Source organism: Sphingomonas sp. 35-24ZXX (assembly GCF_000786215.1).
Taxonomy (GTDB): Bacteria; Pseudomonadota; Alphaproteobacteria; order Sphingomonadales; family Sphingomonadaceae; genus Blastomonas.
In genome coordinates, this window is sequence record NZ_JROG01000003.1 from 210525 (window position 1) to 227357 (window position 16833).

Sequence of the window (16833 nt, forward strand, 5' to 3'; positions counted from 1 at the left end):
AAGGGACGCACATGGGACATTCGGCACCACGTTATGCCGTTCTTGATGGCCTGGGCGACGCTGTCGCCGCGACGCTGGGCGACCGGCTGCTGGCCACGCGCTTCGCGCAGGGCGAATATTGCTTCACTGTCCGCCGCGAGGCGGTGGCAGAGGCGCTCGACCTGCTGCGCGACCGGCATGACTATCAGCAACTCATGGAAATGGCCGGGGTCGACTATCCCGATCGCGCAGAGCGGTTCGAGGTCGTCTATTGCCTGCTGAGCCTGACCAGGAATCACCGCATTCGCGTGGCCTGCGCCACGGATGAGGCCACTCCGGTCCCGACCGTGACTCACATCTGGCCGGTGGCCGGCTGGCTCGAGCGCGAAGTGTACGACATGTACGGCGTGATTTTTGCCGGAAACCCGGACCTTCGCCGCATTCTCACCGACTATGGCTTCCGCGGCCATCCCTTCCGCAAGGATTTCCCGCTCACCGGCTATAGCGAGATGCGCTATTCCGAGGAGCAGGGCCGGGTGGTGTACGAGCCGGTGAAGCTCGCACAGGACTTCCGCAACTTCGATTTCACCTCGCCCTGGGAAGGCGCGGATTACGTTCTGCCGGGCGACGAGAAATCGCTGGGCGGGCCGCCGCATGCCGATATTCCCAAGACGACCGAAAAGCCGTCTGACACTGGGGCAGGCAAGGATGCCAACAAGGAGGCGGCCAAGACCAGCCCCGAGGCTCCGGCTGAAAAGCCTGCCGACAAGGCTGATAACAAGGGGGGCAAGGCATGACCGCCGACGCACTTCACGACATGACCGCCAGCGATCTGGTCGAACAGGATTCGACCTCGGGCGATCTGGAAATCCAGAACTACACGATCAACTTCGGGCCCCAGCACCCGGCAGCGCATGGCGTGCTGCGCATGGTGATGGAACTCGACGGTGAAATCGTCGAGCGGATCGACTGCCACGTCGGGCTGCTCCACCGCGGCACCGAAAAGCTGATCGAGTACAAGACGTACCTGCAGGCACTGCCGTATTTCGACCGGCTCGATTACTGCTCGCCGCTGGCGATGGAATACAGCTATGTGCTGGCGATCGAGAAGCTGCTGAACCTCGAGGTTCCGCTGCGTGCGCAGTATCTGCGCGTGCTGTTCGCGGAGCTGACCCGCATCTGCAACCACATGCTGAACCTGGGTGCGCATGTGATGGACGTCGGCGCGATGACGCCGAACCTGTGGCTGTTCGAGATTCGCGAAGATTGCCTCAACTTCTTCGAGCGTGCCTCGGGTGCGCGCATGCACAGCGCGTGGTTCCGTCCCGGCGGCGTGCATCAGGACGTGCCGCTCAAGCTGCTGACCGACCTGGCCGACTGGCTCGATACGTTCCCCAAGCTGTTCGAAGACGCGATGAGCCTGGTGGTCGACAACCGCATTTTCAAGCAGCGCAATGTCGATATCGCCATTGTCTCGAAGGACGATGCAGTACGCTGGGGCTTTTCCGGCCCGATGATCCGGGGCAGCGGCATCCCCTGGGATCTGCGCAAGTCGCAGCCTTATGATGTCTATGACCGGATGGAATTCGACGTTCCCGTCGGCACCCGCGGCGATTGCTACGATCGCTTCATGGTGCGCGTCGAGGAAGTGCGTCAGTCCGCCCGCATCATGCGCCAGTGCCTGAACGAGATGCCCGAAGGACCGATCGCGTCGGCCGACCGCAAGATCGTGCCGCCCAAGCGCGGTGAGATGAAGCAGTCGATGGAAGCGCTGATCCATCACTTCAAGCTCTACACCGAAGGCTTCCACGTTCCGGCTGGCGAAGTCTATGTCGCCACCGAAAGCCCCAAGGGCGAGTTCGGCGTCTATCTGGTCGCAGACGGCACCAACAAGCCGTACCGCTGCAAGATCCGCCCGACCGCGTTCTCGCACCTGCAGGCGATGGATTTCATGTCGCGCGGCCACATGCTGTCCGACGCGACCGCCATCCTCGGGGCAATCGACGTGGTGTTCGGGGAGTGCGACCGGTGAGCGTGCACCTCTCCGTCGCCGAAGCGATGATTGCGCATTACAACGCGCAGGATGCGGACGCGTATGTCGCGCTGATGACCGACGATGCCTGCGAAGCGGGCTATCGCGGCGTGGTGCTGCGCGAGGGCAGGGAAGGCGTGCGCGCCGGACTGAAGGCGATGTTCGCGGAATTCCCTCAGAATCGCGCCGACATCCTTTCGGGTCATGTGTTGGGCGACAAGGTCGTGCTGCACGAGAAGGTTTCGCGCTCGCCGGACGCCGAACCGTTCGAAGTGATGTCGATTTACAGTTTTGAAGGCGACAAGGTGTCGCGCGTGGAGTTTATCCGCTGATGGCTGATGCAGCCCCCATTCCCGACGAAACCGAAACCCGCGCCCGCTGGGGTGCCTTCGTGTTCACCGACGACAATCTCGCCAAGGCGAAGACGATCATCGCGCGCTATCCCGAAGGGCGTCAGCGCAGCGCGGTGATGCCGCTGCTCGATCTCGCGCAGCGCCAGGTGGGCGCGGAAACGCAGACCCAGGGCTGGCTGCCGGTTCCGGTGATCGAATATGTCGCTGTGATGCTCGATATGCCCTATATCCGGGCTTACGAGGTCGCGAGCTTCTACACGATGTACAATCTCGCGCCGGTGGGCCGCTTCCATGTTCAGGTCTGCGGCACCACGCCGTGCCTGCTGCGCGGCAGCGACAATGTCATGGCGGCCTGCGCCAACAAGGGCCTCGTCAAGGGCAAGACCACGCCCGATGGCCTGTTCACGCTGACCGAGGTCGAGTGCATGGGCAACTGTGCCAGCGCACCGATGGTTCAGATCAACGACGACAATTTCGAAGATCTGGATTACGACAGCACGACGCGCATTCTGGAAGCGCTGGCGGCGGGCGAGAGCCCCAAGCCGGGGACGCAGATCCCGGGACGTCACACCAGCGAGCCCGAGGGCGGGCCGACCACGCTCAAGGCGATGGTCGATGCCAACCACGATTATCGCGGGGAATGGTGATGAATGCGCCAGTCCGCAAAGGTGTGCCCATCATCGGCATCATCTTTCTGGCGCTGGCGGTGTTCAAGTTTGTTAATGGGGATGGCTGGGTTGTCTGGGCTATCCTCGGCTTTTTGTTCGGCGGTTTCGGCATTTTCAGCCGGGACCGATCGGGAGGAAACAGGTCGTGAGTCTCGCTGACAAGGATCGCATTTTTACCAACGTTTACGGGTTCCAGCCCTGGAATCTGAAAGCGGCGCAGGCGCGTGGTGACTGGGACAACACCAAGGACCTCATCGCCTGGGGCCAGGACAAGCTGATCGAGGAAGTCAAAGCCTCGGGGCTTCGCGGACGCGGCGGTGCGGGCTTCCCGACCGGCATGAAGTGGAGCTTCATGCCCAAGGAATCGAAGGACGGCCGTCCCAGCTTCCTGGTGATCAACGCCGACGAATCCGAGCCGGGCAGCTGCAAGGACCGCGAGATCCTGCGTCACGATCCGCACAAGCTGATCGAAGGCGCGCTGATCGCCGGTTTCGCAATGCGCGCACGGGCGGCATATATCTATGTCCGCGGCGAATATATCCGCGAGGCCGAGGTGCTACAGGCAGCGGTTGACGAAGCCTATGCCGCAGGCCTGATCGGCAAGAACGCCGCCAAGTCCGGCTATGATTTCGACGTCTTCGTCCACCGCGGCGCGGGCGCCTACATTTGCGGTGAAGAAACCGCGATGATCGAAAGCCTGGAAGGCAAGAAGGGCCAGCCCCGGCTCAAACCGCCGTTTCCGGCAGGTGCGGGCCTCTATGGCTGCCCGACGACGGTGAACAACGTCGAATCGATCGCTGTCGTCCCCACCATCCTGCGGCGCGGCGCAAGCTGGTTCGCCAGCTTCGGGCGCGAGAACAACAAGGGCACCAAGCTTTTCCAGATCAGCGGCCATGTCGACAAGCCCTGCGTGGTCGAGGAAGCGATGAGCATCTCGTTCCGCGAACTGATCGAAAAGCATTGCGGCGGCATTCGCGGCGGCTGGGACAATCTGTTGGCAGTGATCCCCGGCGGCTCGTCTGTGCCTTTGGTGCCGGCGGCGCAGATCATCGATGCGCCGATGGATTTCGACGGCCTCAAGGAGGTCGGATCGGGCCTCGGCACCGCTGCTGTCATCGTCATGGACAAGTCGACCGACATCGTTCAGGCGATCAGCCGCTTGAGCTATTTCTACAAGCATGAAAGTTGCGGCCAGTGCACGCCGTGCCGCGAGGGCACCGGCTGGATGTGGCGCGTCATGGAGCGCATGCGCACCGGCGATGCCGACATCAGCGAAATCGATACATTGTACGAAGTCACCAAGCAGGTTGAAGGGCACACCATCTGCGCCCTGGGCGATGCTGCGGCCTGGCCGATCCAGGGCCTGATCAAGCATTTCCGCCCCGAGATGGAGCGCCGTATCGTCGAGAAACAGGGTTCGGTTTCGTTGATGGAGGCTGCAGAATGAGGACGATTGCCAAGACGACTCTGGCCGCAATGGCCATGGTATCGATGACCGCTCCGGCCCTGGCGTCAGGCGCCGGCTGGTGGAATGTCCCCGACGATGCGATCAAGGCGTCGCTCAAGCGCATGTCTGTTGGCGGCGCAGACCGGATGCGGGCGTTCGCGCTGTGCTCGGTCAAGCGCAACACCAAGATTGTCGAAGCTTTGCTCGATACGCGCCAGGAGAGCCTGGAAGAGCGCGCGGCTTCGCGTCGTCTGACGCAGGCGAGCTTCGATTGCATGCCGTCCGGCGATTTCACGCTCGGCGGCCTGTCGGTGCGTGGCAGCCTGGCCGAAGCGATGTTCTGGACGAACTACTCAGCAGCGAATGTCGAAGCTCTGGCCGTGCGCTCCGATGAAGCGGGCGAGAAGGAACGTTTCGCCGATTGCGCCGCCGATGGCAGCCTGGAAGAGGTCCGCACGCTGATCGGCACCGCACCCAAGAGCAGCGATGAAGGTGCCGCCCTGTCGGCCCTGATGCCCCGCCTGCGCGAGTGCATTGCCAAGACCAGCTTCAGCTCGATGGACAATGCGTCCGCGCGCTCGCTGATGGCCGAAGCGCTGTACCGCGCCGCCAAGCGCGCCAAGGCGGGCTGAGGCATCGTGTCGCGGTTCCTGGCATTGATGGGCGCAACGGCGCTGCTGGCATCGCCCGCTTCTGCGGATGATAGCAAATCGGCAACGGTGCCCAAGCAGGCGGTGCTCGCCGACTATGCTGCGTGCGTGCTGGCGCAGTATCCGGAAAAGACCCGGCAGCTGCTGGCGACCGAAATCGACAGCCCGGCCGAATATGCGATCGCCAAATCCCTGATGGCCAACCAGAGCCAGTGCACCAACGGACGGATGTTCATTTCGATGAAGGCCGGCGAGGCACGTGGTGCGCTGGCAGAAGCGGTGCTGAAATCCGACGCGGCCCTGGTTCAAAGTGCGCAGCAGCTGATGCCAGAGGCTGCCGTGCGTCCCACCGAAACTGCGGGGCGGAAGTTCGTGATGGCCTATTCGCGGTGTCTGGTTACAGCCGCGCCCGACAAGGCTCGCAGCCTGATCCTGACGGGTTACGGATCGGCGGAGGAAAGCTCGGCCATGACGTCTTTCGATGCGGCACTGAAGGACTGCATGCCCCTGGGCTTTGCCTACCAGATCAACATCCGCGACGTGCGCAATCACGTCGCCACTGCATTGTATGACCGGGCGATCGCTGCGTCCGGCGGCGGAGACAAGAATGCCTAAGCTTACTGTAGACGGGATCGAGGTCGAAGTCCCCCAGGGCGCGACCGTGCTCCAGGCGTGCGAAGCCGCCGGCAAGGAGATTCCGCGTTTCTGCTACCACGAACGGCTGAGCATCGCCGGCAACTGCCGCATGTGCCTGGTCGAGGTGAAGCCCGGACCGCCCAAGCCGCAGGCGAGCTGCGCGCTGCCTGCCATGGACAATCAGGACGTCCGCACCAACAGCGACATGGTGAAGAAGGCGCGCGAAGGCGTGATGGAATTCCTGCTGATCAACCATCCGCTCGATTGCCCGATCTGCGATCAGGGCGGCGAATGCGATCTGCAGGACCAGTCGGTCGCTTATGGTCGTGGCGGCTCGCGCTATGACGAGAACAAGCGCGCGGTCACCGAAAAGTACATGGGTCCGATCATCAAGACGGTGATGACCCGCTGCATCCATTGCACCCGCTGCGTGCGCTTTGCCGAGGAAGTTGCCGGAACCGAGCAGATCGGCGCGGTCGGTCGCGGCGAGAACATGCAGATCACCAGCTATCTCGAAAAGGCGGTATCGTCCGAGCTTTCGGGCAATGTCATCGATCTGTGCCCGGTCGGCGCGCTGACCTCGCGGCCTTATGCTTATGAAGCGCGGCCCTGGGAGCTCAAGAAGACGCTGGGCATCGACGTGATGGACGCGGTCGGCACCAACATCCGTTTCGACAGCCGGGGCAGGGAAGTGCTGCGCGTGCTGCCGCGCGTCAACGACGACGTCAACGAGGAATGGGCGCACGACAAGACCCGCTATGCGGTCGACGGCCTGATGCGCCGCCGGCTCGACCGGCCCTATGTTCGCCGTGACGGCAAGCTGGTGCCTGCAAGCTGGGGCGAAGCGTTCGAAGCGATCGCCGCTGTCAACGCCGGATCGAGCGTGGCGGCGGTTGCTGGCGATCTGCTCGATTGCGAAACGATGTTCGCCGCGCGCGAACTGCTCGCGAAAATGGGCTCGACGCTGATCGAAGGCCGTCAGACCGGCCTGAAATACGATGTCTCCAGCCTCGCTGCGGTCAATTTCAACTCAACGCTGAACGGCATCGAGACCGCCGACGCGATCCTGCTGGTGGGCACCAACCCGCGCTGGGAAGCGCCGCTCGTCAACACCCGCATCCGCAAGGCGATCAAGCACGGCGCCAAGGTCTACGCCATCGGCGCCGAGATCGATCTGACCTACAAGGTCGAATGGCTGGGCAACGACATGGCGCTGCTGGGCAACCTGCCCGCTGCGGTTGCCGATGCGTTCAAGGGTGCCAAGCGGCCTGCGCTCATTCTGGGTGGCGGTGCGCTGGCGGTCGAGGGTGCGCATGGCGCAGCGCTCGCGCTGGCCGACACGTTCAACATGGTCCGCGACACCGAAGACGGCGCGTGGAACGGCTTCAACGTCCTGCACATGGCGGCATCGCGCATGGGCGGACTGATGCTCGGCTGGGCGCAGTCCGGTGGCATTGCCGACCTGGTCGCCGCCAAGCCGAAACTGCTGTTCGCGCTTGGTGCGGACGAGGTCGATTTCACCCAGTTCGAAGGCAGCTTCAAGGTGTTCGTCGGCCATCATGGCGACAAGGGCGCGGCGGCTGCCGACGTGATCTTGCCGTCGGCGGCTTATGCCGAAAAGAACGGCACTTATGTCAATGTCGAGGGCCGGGTGCAGATGAGCGACAAGGCCGTGTTCGCGCCGGGCGATGCCCGCGAGGACTGGTCGATCCTGCGTGCGCTGTCCGAAGTGCTGGGCCACAAGCTGCCGTTCGACAGCTTTGCCGAATGCCGCGCCGCGATGATCGCTTCGGTTCCCGCACTGGGTGTCGAGGGCCTCGCCAGCTATGACTGGTCACCGCCCAAGCTAGCAGCGAACCCCACGGGTCCGGTCGGCTATCCGATCAAGGACTTCTATCTGACCAACGCCATCGCCCGCGCCTCTGCGACGATGCAGCGCTGCTCGGCTGAACTGCTGCACGGCGAAGAAATTCTGGAGGCCGCAGAATGACCGAGTTTTTCCAATCCTCGCTCGGCATGGGCTGGGGCTGGTTCGTCGCCAACCTCATCCTGATCCTGCTGATCGCGCTGCCGGTGATGCTGTCGGTGGCGATCGTGATCTATTTCGACCGCAAGATCTGGGCCGCCATGGCGCTGCGCCGCGGTCCCAACGTCGTCGGCCCGTTCGGCATCCTGCAGAGCTTTGCCGATGCGGCCAAGGTGTTCCTGCAGGAAACGATCATTCCTTCGGGCGCCAACAAGGGCCTGTTCCTGCTTGCGCCGATCATCACCTTCACGGTGGCGCTGCTCTCTTGGGCGGTGATCCCGTTCGATCAGGACATGGTGCTGGCGGACATTAACGTCGGCCTGCTCTACATCCTCGCGATCAGCTCGCTGGGCGTCTACGGTGTCGTCATCGCGGGCTGGGCGTCGAACTCGAAATACCCGTTCTTCTCGGCGCTGCGTGCGGCTGCGCAGATGATCTCGTATGAAGTCTCGATCGGCTTCATCATCATTTCGGTGGTGCTGTGGACCGGCAGCTTCAACTTGAACGACATCGTCGAGGCGCAGCGCGGACATGGCCTGGGCTTCGTCAACTGGTATGGCTTCAACCTGCTGCTGTTCCCGATGGCAGTGATGTTCCTGATCTCGTCGCTGGCGGAAACCGCCCGCGCGCCGTTCGACCTGACCGAGGCGGAGAGCGAGCTGGTCGCAGGCTATCAGACCGAATATTCGTCGATGGCCTTCGCGCTGTTCTGGCTGGGCGAATATGCCAACGTGCTGCTGATGTGCACGCTCAATGCGGTGCTGTTCTGGGGTGGCTGGCTGCCGCCGGTGGACTGGGCCCCGCTCTATGCGATCCCCGGGATCTTCTGGCTGATCCTCAAGATTTCGGCGTTCTTCTTCATCTTCAGCTGGGTCAAGGCAACGGTTCCGCGCTACCGCTATGACCAGCTGATGCGGCTGGGCTGGAAGGTGTTCCTGCCGATTTCGCTGCTGTGGATTTTCCTGGTGTCGGGTTACCTGATGCTCACCAGATACGGGATCTGATAGACATGTTGCAAACCCTCAAGGCGTTCACGCTCTTCGAGTTCGTGAAGGCGCACGCGCTGACCTTGAAGTATTTCTTCAAGCCCAAGGCGACGATCAACTATCCGTTCGAGAAGAACCCGCTGAGCCCGCGTTTCCGCGGCGAACATGCGCTGCGGCGTTATCCCAACGGGGAAGAGCGCTGCATCGCGTGCAAGCTGTGCGAGGCCGTGTGCCCCGCGCAGGCGATCACCATCGAGGCCGAACCGCGCGAGGACGGCAGCCGCCGCACGACGCGCTACGACATCGACATGACCAAGTGCATCTATTGCGGATTCTGTCAGGAAGCCTGCCCGGTCGACGCCATCGTCGAGGGGCCGAACTTCGAATATGCGACGGAAACCCGCGAAGAGCTGATCTACGACAAGGGCAAGCTGCTAGAGAATGGCGACAAATGGGAACGAGCCATTGCCGCCAACCTTGAAGCCGATGCCCCTTATCGTTAAGGCGCACTCGAATTCGATTCACGCATGGCTCGTGACCCGCTGGGAGAGGCGGGGCAGGGGCCGGACACCAGACCTGCTCGATTGGGCGCATCGGGGGCTGTAAAGCTTTGATCCAGATATTTGCCTTTTACCTGTTCGCCTCGGTGGTGATCGCCAGTGGCGCGTTCACCATCCTGGCCCGGAACCCGGTGCACTCGGTGCTCTGGCTCATCCTCGCGTTCTTCAACGCGGCAGGGCTGATGGTGCTGATCGGCGCAGAGTTCATCGCGATGCTGCTGGTGATCGTCTACGTCGGCGCGGTCGCAGTGCTGTTCCTGTTCGTCGTCATGATGCTCGACATCGATTTTGCCGAACTGCGCGGCGGCTTCATGAAGAACCTGCCGTTGGGCCTCGCGCTCGCGGCGGTGTTCCTCGCCGAGCTGGTGTTCGGCATCGGCGCCTATCAGGCGGGCAACATCGCGCTTGGCGAGCATGCGCTGAACCCGGCGCGGATGGGCGCGAGCAACATTCAGGCGGTGGGCGAGCTGCTCTACACGCGCTACATCTTCCTGTTCGAAAGCGCCGGCATCGTGCTGCTGGTGGCCATGGTCGGCGCAATCGTGCTGACGCATCGCAAGCGCGCCGGCGTCCGCCCGCAGAACATCGCCTCGCAGGTGCGTCGCCGCCCTGAAGAGGCGACGCGCAACACGCAGCCCGCCGTCGGACAAGGGGTCGAACTGTGATCGGTATCGAGCATTATCTCGTGGTCAGCTCCATCCTGTTCGTGATGGGCGTGTTGGGCATCTTTCTCAATCGCAAGAACGTGATCATCATCCTGATGGCCATCGAACTCATCCTGCTGGCGGTGAACATCAACCTTGTCGCATTCAGCGTTTTCCTGGGCGACATGGTCGGACAGATTTTCGCGATGTTCGTGCTGACCGTTGCAGCGGGCGAAGCCGCCGTCGGGCTTGCGATCCTCGTCATCTACTTCCGCGGCCGCGGCACGATCGCGGTTGACGATATAAACCAGATGAAGGGTTGAAGCACATGACCATTACCCTCATCGTGTTTCTGCCGCTTCTGGCAGCGATCATTGCAGGCCTGGGCAACCGGATCATCGGCAATGTCCCTGCCAAGCTGGTGACCACTGCCGCGCTGTTCGCAGCCTGCGGCCTCAGCTGGCCGATATTCATCGGTTTCCTCAATGGTTCGAGCACAGAATATGTCGTGCCGGTCCTCTCGTGGCTGCGCTCGGGTGATCTGCAGTTCGACTGGGCTCTGCGCGTCGATACGCTGACCGCGGTGATGCTGGTCGTCGTGACCTCGGTCTCGGCGCTCGTCCATCTGTACAGCTGGGGCTATATGGACGAGGATCCGGATCAGCCGCGCTTCTTTGCCTATCTGTCGCTCTTCACCTTTGCCATGCTGATGCTTGTGACCGCCGATAACCTCGTCCAGATGTTCTTCGGCTGGGAAGGTGTGGGCCTCGCCTCGTACCTGCTGATCGGCTTCTGGTTCCGAAAGCCCAGTGCCAATGCGGCCGCGATCAAGGCGTTCGTCGTCAACCGCGTCGGTGACCTGGGCTTCATGATGGGCATTTTCGGCACCTTCTTGGTGTTCGGTACCGTCTCGATCCCCGCGATCCTGGAAGCAGCTCCCGGCATGCAGGGTGCGACGATCGGCTTCCTCGGCAACCGCTTCGACCTGATGACCGTGCTGTGCCTGCTGCTGTTCATCGGCGCGATGGGCAAGTCGGCGCAGCTCGGCCTGCACACCTGGCTTCCCGATGCCATGGAAGGCCCGACCCCGGTGTCGGCGCTGATCCATGCCGCGACGATGGTGACAGCCGGCGTGTTCATGGTGTGCCGCCTGTCGCCGATGTTCGAAGCAAGCCCGACTGCACTGACCGTTGTGACCGTTGTGGGCGCGTGCACCGCGCTGTTCGCGGCCACCGTCGGCCTGGTGCAGACCGACATCAAGCGTGTCATCGCCTATTCGACCTGCTCGCAGCTGGGCTACATGTTTTTTGCTGCCGGCGTTGGTGCCTATGGCGCGGCGATGTTCCACCTGTTCACGCACGCCTTCTTCAAGGCCCTGCTGTTCCTGGGTGCAGGCTCGGTGATCCATGCAATGCATCACGAACAGGACATGCGCTATTACGGCGGCCTGCGGAAGCACATCCCGCTGACCTTCTGGGCGATGATGGCGGGTACGCTCGCGATCACCGGCGTTGGTATCGTCGGCGTCGCTGGCTTTGCCGGCTTCTATTCGAAGGACGGCATCATCGAGGCGGCGTTTGCCAGCGGCACGCAGGTCGGCCAGTTCGCCTTCACCATCGGTGTGTTCGCAGCGCTGCTGACCAGCTTCTACAGCTGGCGCCTGATCTTCCTGACGTTCTTCGGTACGCCGCGTTGGATCCAGTCCGAGCATATCCAGCACAGCGTCCACAAAACGCCCGAGCAGGCTGGCGCGGATACCACCGGCGGCTATCACCCGCACGAAAGTCCTTTGCCGATGCTGATCCCGCTGGGCGTTCTGACCATCGGTGCAGTCGCAGCCGGTTTCGTGTTCCACCACGCGTTCATCGATGCCGAGCATGGGGCGGCGTTCTGGAACGGCAGCCTTTTCTTCAACGCGCACCTGATGCACGAAATGCACGAGGTTCCGCTATGGGTGAAGCTGGCGTCGACCGTTGCGATGCTGATCGGCCTGCTGACCGCGATCCTGATGTATCTGGTGAACAAGAGCCTGCCGGCCAAGGTCGCAGGCGCGCTGTCGCCGCTCTACAAGTTCTTCCTCAACAAGTGGTACTTCGACGAGCTGTACAACCACATCTTCGTCAAGCCTTCCATGGCGCTCGGCCGCTTCTTCTGGAAGGTCGGTGACGAAGGGACGATCAATCGTTTTGGTCCCGATGGTGCCGCAGTCCTGGTCGCCTCGGGCAGCCGCATGGCGGTGAAGCTGCAATCTGGTTTCCTTTATAGTTACGCTCTGGTGATGCTGCTTGGCCTTGTGGCCGCACTCACCTGGCTGATGGTGCGCTGACATGAACGATCTGGGCTTTCCTATCCTGTCGCTGATGCTCGCCATCCCGATGGCGGCTGCCATTGCGTGCCTGTTCGTCAGCGCCAACGCCGCGCGCTGGCTCGCGTTGATCGCCACTCTGGCCGATCTGGCGCTGGGCATCGTGCTGTGGATGAACTTCGACATCGGCGGTGCGCAGTGGCAGTTTGTCGAGCGTGCCGCATTGTTCGACCGCTTCAGCTGGGCGCTGGGCATCGATGGCATCGCGCTGATGCTGATCATGCTCTCGGTCTTCCTGATGCCGATCTGCATCGGCGCGAGCTGGGAAGCGATCCAGACCCGCGTCGGCGAATACATGGCCGCGTTCCTGCTGATGGAAGTGCTGATGATCGGCGTCTTCGCCGCGCAGGACATCTTCCTGTTCTACATCTTCTTCGAGGCAGGCCTGATCCCGATGTACCTGATCATCGGCATCTGGGGCGGTGCGAACCGCATCTACGCGTCGTACAAGTTCTTCCTCTACACCCTGCTCGGATCGGTGCTGATGCTGATCGCGATGTTCTGGATGGTGAACGAGGCGGGCACGTCCGACATTCCCACGCTGATGGCCTATGACTTCCCGGTCGAGGCGCAGGCCTGGCTGTGGCTGGCATTCTTCGCAAGCTTCGCGGTCAAGATGCCGATGTGGCCGGTGCACACCTGGCTGCCCGACGCGCACGTGCAGGCACCCACCGCAGGGTCGGTTATCCTGGCAGGCGTGCTGCTCAAGATGGGTGGCTATGGCTTCATCCGCTTCTCGCTGCCGATGTTCCCCGTCGCCTCGGTCGACTACATCTGGCTGGTATTCGCGCTGTCGATGGTCGCGGTGGTCTACACCTCGCTGATCGCGCTGGTGCAGAGTGACATGAAGAAGCTGATCGCCTATTCGTCGGTCGCGCATATGGCGATCGTCACCGTGGGCCTGTTCGCGTTCAACCGCCAGGGGCTCGAAGGTGCGCTGATCGTCATGCTCAGCCACGGTCTGGTCTCGGGCGCCTTGTTCCTGTGCGTCGGCGTGATCTACGACCGGCTGCACACCCGCGAGATCGATCGCTACGGCGGTCTGTCGATCAACATGCCGCGCTATGCGCTGCTGTTCCTGCTGTTCACTATGGCCTCGATCGGCCTGCCGGGCACCAGCGGCTTTGTCGGCGAGTTCCTTTCGCTGGTCGGCGTCTACGAGGTATCGAGCTGGGTCGCGATCGTGTCGACCACCGGCATCATCCTCGGCGCGGCGTACATGCTCTATCTCTATCGCCGCGTCGCCTATGGCGTGATCAAGTCTGATGACGTCGCGGCGATGCCCGATCTCAACAAGCGCGAGATCGCGCTGCTGCTGCCCATCGCGCTCGTCGTGCTGTGGATGGGCGTCTATCCCGAAAGCTTCCTGGCGCCGATGCGCAAGGATGTGGGCGCGCTTGAAGCGCGGCTCGCCTCGGTCAAGCCGACAGGCGATGCTCAGGTGAAGATGGGTGCGGTTCCTGCGCTCGTCCCCGCTGCCCATGCTGAAAAAGGCCATCATTGATGAATTACGCGCTCTGGTTCCAGCTGGCCTCGCCCGAGATCGTCCTCAGCGTCTCCAGCCTCGTCCTGCTGCTGATCGCGGCCTGGGGCGGCGTGCAGTCGTCGCGTCTGGTCAGCATCCTGACCGTCACCGCGCTGTTCGGCGCGCTGGCGCTGGCGCTCAACTTCCTGTTTGACCCGGCCTTCTCCGAAGGTGCCGATGCTTTCTACGGCCAGTACCGGATGGATCAGTTCGCTTCATTGTCGAAGGTGCTGGTGTTCCTCTCGGCAATCGGCTGCATCATCGTGGCGCCCAAGTTCTTTGCGCGCGGCAACATGATGCGCCCCGAATATCCGATCCTGATCCTGTTCGCGACGATCGGCATGGGGCTGATGGTCTCGGCTGTCGACCTGCTGACGCTGTACATCGGCCTCGAGATGCAGAGCCTGGCCGCTTATGTGCTGGCAAGCTTCCTGCGCACCGACGATCGTTCGGCCGAGGCGGGTCTCAAGTATTTCGTGCTGGGCGCGCTGGCGAGCGGAATCCTGCTGTTCGGCATGTCGCTGCTTTACGGATTTACCGGAACGACCAGCTTCATCGGCATCCAGACCGCGTTCACCGACGGAGTTTCGACCGGCGCGCTGTTCGGCATCGTGTTCGTGCTCTCGGGTCTCGCGTTCAAGATCAGCGCCGTGCCGTTCCACATGTGGACGCCCGACGTTTATGAGGGCGCGCCGACCCCGGTGACAACCTTCTTCGCCACTGCGCCCAAGGTGGCCGCGCTGGCGCTGACGATGCGCGTTGCGATCGAAGCGTTCGGCGGCCAGCAGGACGTGTGGCAGCAGATCGTGATCTTCGTGGCGCTGGCCTCGATCATATTGGGCGCTGCGGGCGCCATCGGGCAGACCAACATCAAGCGGCTGCTCGCCTATTCGTCGATCAACAACGTTGGCTTCATGCTGATTGGCCTGGCATGCGGCACGCCCGAGGCGGCATCGGCGATGCTCACCTATCTGGTGATCTATGTCGCGATGACGCTGGGCAGCTTTGTCTGTGTGCTCGATCTCAACGATCGCGATGGTCAGCCGGTCGAGGACATTGGCAAGCTGGCCGGTCTGTCGCGCACCCGCCCTGGTCTCGCTGCCGCGCTGGCCGTTTTCATGTTCAGCCTGGCCGGCATTCCGCCGCTGTTCGGCTTCTGGGGCAAGTTCGTGGTGTTTGACGCAGCCGTGGCTGCCGGTCTGATCCCGCTCGCCGCAATCGGTATCGCGGCTTCGGTGATCGGCGCGTTCTATTATCTCAAGGTCATCAAGGTCATGTACTTCGATGAACCTGCCGATGCGATCGCCGCCAGCGATTCACCGGCGCGCATGGTGCTGGTCGCGATGACCGCGCTGTTCGTGTCGCCGCTGGGCTATTTCGCGACGCTGGCGCTCAGCCCTGTCACGGCGGGTGCCGCCAAGGCACTGTTCTGGGCAGCCTGATCGAAACGGTCGCGCTGACGGCCTCCACCAATGCCGATATGCTGGCGCGCGCCGATGCGGGCGCGCCAGAGGGCCTCTGGCTGCGTGCCGAGCAGCAGAGCGGGGGCAGGGGGCGGCTGGGGCGGCAGTGGCTGAGCCCGATCGGCAATCTCTATTGCAGTACCATCGTTCGGCTGCGGGCTGACGATCCGCCGGCGCATCTGCTGGCCTTTGTCGCCGGTCTTGCGGTGCATGACGCGGTGCTGGCTATCCTGCCGGAATGTGGTGCGCGGCTGAAATGGCCCAACGATGTTCACATCGATGGCGCAAAGCTCGCAGGCATACTGCTGGAGCGACGGCGCGATGTCGTCGTGGTGGGCATCGGCGTCAACGTGGCGCTCGCACCGGAGGTGCCGGGGCGTACGGTGACCTGCCTGCGCGATCAGGGCGCGATGGCGCAGATCGATGCAGCCGGGGTGCTCGAACTGCTTGCCGACCGGTTCGCCGCGCGATTGTTCCAGTGGCGCGCATCGCCCCCTGCAACGCTGCTTGAAGTCTGGTGCGCCGCCGCGCATAAGCCGGGCGAAGCGATGATCGTCCAGCGCGGGCCTGTCGACCGGATTGACGGCGTGTTCGATGGACTGTCGGCCGATGGCGCGCTGCGACTGCGCCTGGCGGACGGTGGTATGGAGATCGTCAGTGCGGGGGATGTCCATCTTGTCGCGTGATGCGGGTTTTTCGTTTGTAGAGGGTGTTCAACATGCTGCTTGCCATTGATGTCGGCAACACCAATGCCGTGTTTGCCTTGTTCAACGGACGGACGATCAAGACGCGCTGGCGGATCTCGACCGATTCCCGGCGGACCGCCGACGAATATGCGGTGTGGCTGAACCAGCTGCTCGCGCTGGAAGGCTTCGTCCGGCAGGATATCGCCAATGTGATCATCTCCACGGTGGTGCCGCGCGCGCTGCACAATCTGCAGGTGCTCTCGCGCAAGTATTTCAGCGTCGAACCGCTGATCGCCGGGGTGGAGCCTGCTGACTGGCGGATGCAGATCGATGTGGATGAACCCAAGTCGCTGGGTGCCGATCGTGCGGTCAACAGCATCGCGGCGCATGCGCTGCACCCCGGTGATCTGATCGTCATCGACTTTGGCACCGCAACCACCTATGACGTCGTCGATTATACCGGCGCCTACAAGGGCGGCATCATCGCGCCGGGGATCAACCTGTCGCTTGACGCGTTGGTCAATGCCGCTGCGAAACTGCCCCGCATCGCGATCGAGATCCCGGGCAATGATGGCTCGGTGATCGGTCGCAATACCGAAGACCAGATGCAGATCGGCGTGTTCTGGGGCTATGTGGCCATGATGGAAGGTCTGGTTGCGCGGATGCGCGCCGAGATCGGCCGTCCTGCGAAGGTTATTGCTACCGGGGGGCTGGCGGTGCTGTTCGATCAGCACACGACGATATTTGACGCGGTCGAACCCGACCTGACATTGCAGGGTTTGGCCATGATTGCCGAAAGGGCATTTTGATTAC

At 62.7% G+C, this 16833-nt stretch carries 18 protein-coding genes; all 18 read left to right on the top strand.

The features are described from left to right. Window positions 1–11 precede the first annotated feature (11 nt). Entirely contained in the window at window positions 12–776 is a 765-nt protein-coding gene (locus LI72_RS03705; RefSeq protein WP_033924532.1) for an NADH-quinone oxidoreductase subunit C, read from the top strand. 20 nt (window positions 777–796) lie between these two features. After that, window positions 797–2011, top strand: a complete 1215-nt coding sequence (locus tag LI72_RS03710; protein WP_052129621.1) for an NADH-quinone oxidoreductase subunit D — start codon at window positions 797–799, stop codon at window positions 2009–2011. Between the two features lie 26 nt (window positions 2012–2037). Continuing rightward, a complete protein-coding gene (locus LI72_RS03715) occupies window positions 2038–2343 on the top strand; it encodes a nuclear transport factor 2 family protein (RefSeq protein WP_033925255.1) in 306 nt (101 codons plus the stop codon). Then, window positions 2343–3011, top strand: a complete 669-nt coding sequence (gene nuoE, locus LI72_RS03720) for an NADH-quinone oxidoreductase subunit NuoE (protein ID WP_033924533.1) — start codon at window positions 2343–2345, stop codon at window positions 3009–3011. The genes LI72_RS03715 and nuoE overlap by 1 nt, the downstream gene beginning before the upstream one ends. After that, window positions 3011–3181 carry a hypothetical protein gene (locus tag LI72_RS20260; RefSeq protein WP_197051805.1) on the top strand — a complete coding sequence of 57 codons (171 nt, stop codon included), beginning with the start codon at window positions 3011–3013 and terminating at the stop codon, window positions 3179–3181. Before nuoE ends, LI72_RS20260 begins: the two co-directional genes overlap by 1 nt. Next, entirely contained in the window at window positions 3178–4479 is a 1302-nt protein-coding gene (gene nuoF, locus LI72_RS03725) for an NADH-quinone oxidoreductase subunit NuoF (protein WP_033924534.1), read from the top strand. The genes LI72_RS20260 and nuoF overlap by 4 nt, the downstream gene beginning before the upstream one ends. After that, the gene (locus LI72_RS03730; protein ID WP_156139473.1) at window positions 4476–5111 is read left to right on the top strand and encodes a hypothetical protein; all 636 of its coding nucleotides are present in this window, start codon (window positions 4476–4478) and stop codon (window positions 5109–5111) included. Before nuoF ends, LI72_RS03730 begins: the two co-directional genes overlap by 4 nt. Window positions 5112–5117: 6 nt before the next feature. After that, a complete protein-coding gene (locus LI72_RS03735) occupies window positions 5118–5744 on the top strand; it encodes a hypothetical protein (protein WP_156139474.1) in 627 nt (208 codons plus the stop codon). After that, window positions 5737–7755 carry an NADH-quinone oxidoreductase subunit NuoG gene (gene nuoG / locus LI72_RS03740; RefSeq protein ID WP_033924537.1) on the top strand — a complete coding sequence of 673 codons (2019 nt, stop codon included), beginning with the start codon at window positions 5737–5739 and terminating at the stop codon, window positions 7753–7755. Before LI72_RS03735 ends, nuoG begins: the two co-directional genes overlap by 8 nt. Then, complete coding sequence (nuoH, locus tag LI72_RS03745; protein ID WP_033924538.1) at window positions 7752–8795, top strand: NADH-quinone oxidoreductase subunit NuoH; 1044 nt, start codon at window positions 7752–7754, stop codon at window positions 8793–8795. The genes nuoG and nuoH overlap by 4 nt, the downstream gene beginning before the upstream one ends. Before the next feature lie 5 nt (window positions 8796–8800). Continuing rightward, on the top strand, window positions 8801–9280 hold the full coding sequence (nuoI, locus tag LI72_RS03750; RefSeq protein ID WP_033924539.1) for an NADH-quinone oxidoreductase subunit NuoI: 480 nt from the start codon (window positions 8801–8803) through the stop codon (window positions 9278–9280). Window positions 9281–9387: 107 nt separating this feature from the next. Further along, complete coding sequence (locus LI72_RS03755; RefSeq protein WP_033924540.1) at window positions 9388–10002, top strand: NADH-quinone oxidoreductase subunit J; 615 nt, start codon at window positions 9388–9390, stop codon at window positions 10000–10002. Continuing rightward, window positions 9999–10304, top strand: a complete 306-nt coding sequence (gene nuoK, locus LI72_RS03760; protein ID WP_033924541.1) for an NADH-quinone oxidoreductase subunit NuoK — start codon at window positions 9999–10001, stop codon at window positions 10302–10304. Before LI72_RS03755 ends, nuoK begins: the two co-directional genes overlap by 4 nt. 5 nt (window positions 10305–10309) lie before the next feature. Beyond that, window positions 10310–12307 (top strand): NADH-quinone oxidoreductase subunit L, encoded by a 1998-nt coding sequence (gene nuoL / locus LI72_RS03765; protein WP_033924542.1) that lies wholly within the window; start codon window positions 10310–10312, stop codon window positions 12305–12307. Between the two features lies 1 nt (window position 12308). After that, window positions 12309–13850, top strand: a complete 1542-nt coding sequence (locus LI72_RS03770; protein ID WP_033924543.1) for an NADH-quinone oxidoreductase subunit M — start codon at window positions 12309–12311, stop codon at window positions 13848–13850. Continuing rightward, window positions 13850–15313, top strand: a complete 1464-nt coding sequence (gene nuoN / locus LI72_RS03775; protein WP_033924544.1) for an NADH-quinone oxidoreductase subunit NuoN — start codon at window positions 13850–13852, stop codon at window positions 15311–15313. The genes LI72_RS03770 and nuoN overlap by 1 nt, the downstream gene beginning before the upstream one ends. A gap of 14 nt (window positions 15314–15327) precedes the next feature. Further along, complete coding sequence (locus LI72_RS03780) at window positions 15328–16020, top strand: biotin--[acetyl-CoA-carboxylase] ligase (RefSeq protein ID WP_331378137.1); 693 nt, start codon at window positions 15328–15330, stop codon at window positions 16018–16020. 32 nt (window positions 16021–16052) lie between these two features. Beyond that, window positions 16053–16829, top strand: a complete 777-nt coding sequence (locus LI72_RS03785) for a type III pantothenate kinase (protein WP_033925256.1) — start codon at window positions 16053–16055, stop codon at window positions 16827–16829. The last annotated feature ends 4 nt before the right edge of the window (window positions 16830–16833 follow it).

Bases quoted from the DNA above. Each gene is read 5' to 3' on its own strand.
- LI72_RS03705 (WP_033924532.1), top strand. From the start codon at position 12: ATGGGACATTCGGCACCACGTTATGCCGTTCTTGATGGCCTGGGCGAC.
- LI72_RS03710 (WP_052129621.1), top strand. From the start codon at position 797: ATGACCGCCAGCGATCTGGTCGAACAGGATTCGACCTCGGGCGATCTG.
- LI72_RS03715 (WP_033925255.1), top strand. From the start codon at position 2,038: ATGATTGCGCATTACAACGCGCAGGATGCGGACGCGTATGTCGCGCTG.
- nuoE (WP_033924533.1), top strand. From the start codon at position 2,343: ATGGCTGATGCAGCCCCCATTCCCGACGAAACCGAAACCCGCGCCCGC.
- LI72_RS20260 (WP_197051805.1), top strand. From the start codon at position 3,011: ATGAATGCGCCAGTCCGCAAAGGTGTGCCCATCATCGGCATCATCTTT.
- LI72_RS03730 (WP_156139473.1), top strand. From the start codon at position 4,476: ATGAGGACGATTGCCAAGACGACTCTGGCCGCAATGGCCATGGTATCG.
- nuoG (WP_033924537.1), top strand. From the start codon at position 5,737: ATGCCTAAGCTTACTGTAGACGGGATCGAGGTCGAAGTCCCCCAGGGC.
- nuoH (WP_033924538.1), top strand. From the start codon at position 7,752: ATGACCGAGTTTTTCCAATCCTCGCTCGGCATGGGCTGGGGCTGGTTC.
- nuoI (WP_033924539.1), top strand. From the start codon at position 8,801: ATGTTGCAAACCCTCAAGGCGTTCACGCTCTTCGAGTTCGTGAAGGCG.
- nuoL (WP_033924542.1), top strand. From the start codon at position 10,310: ATGACCATTACCCTCATCGTGTTTCTGCCGCTTCTGGCAGCGATCATT.
- LI72_RS03770 (WP_033924543.1), top strand. From the start codon at position 12,309: ATGAACGATCTGGGCTTTCCTATCCTGTCGCTGATGCTCGCCATCCCG.
- nuoN (WP_033924544.1), top strand. From the start codon at position 13,850: ATGAATTACGCGCTCTGGTTCCAGCTGGCCTCGCCCGAGATCGTCCTC.
- LI72_RS03785 (WP_033925256.1), top strand. From the start codon at position 16,053: ATGCTGCTTGCCATTGATGTCGGCAACACCAATGCCGTGTTTGCCTTG.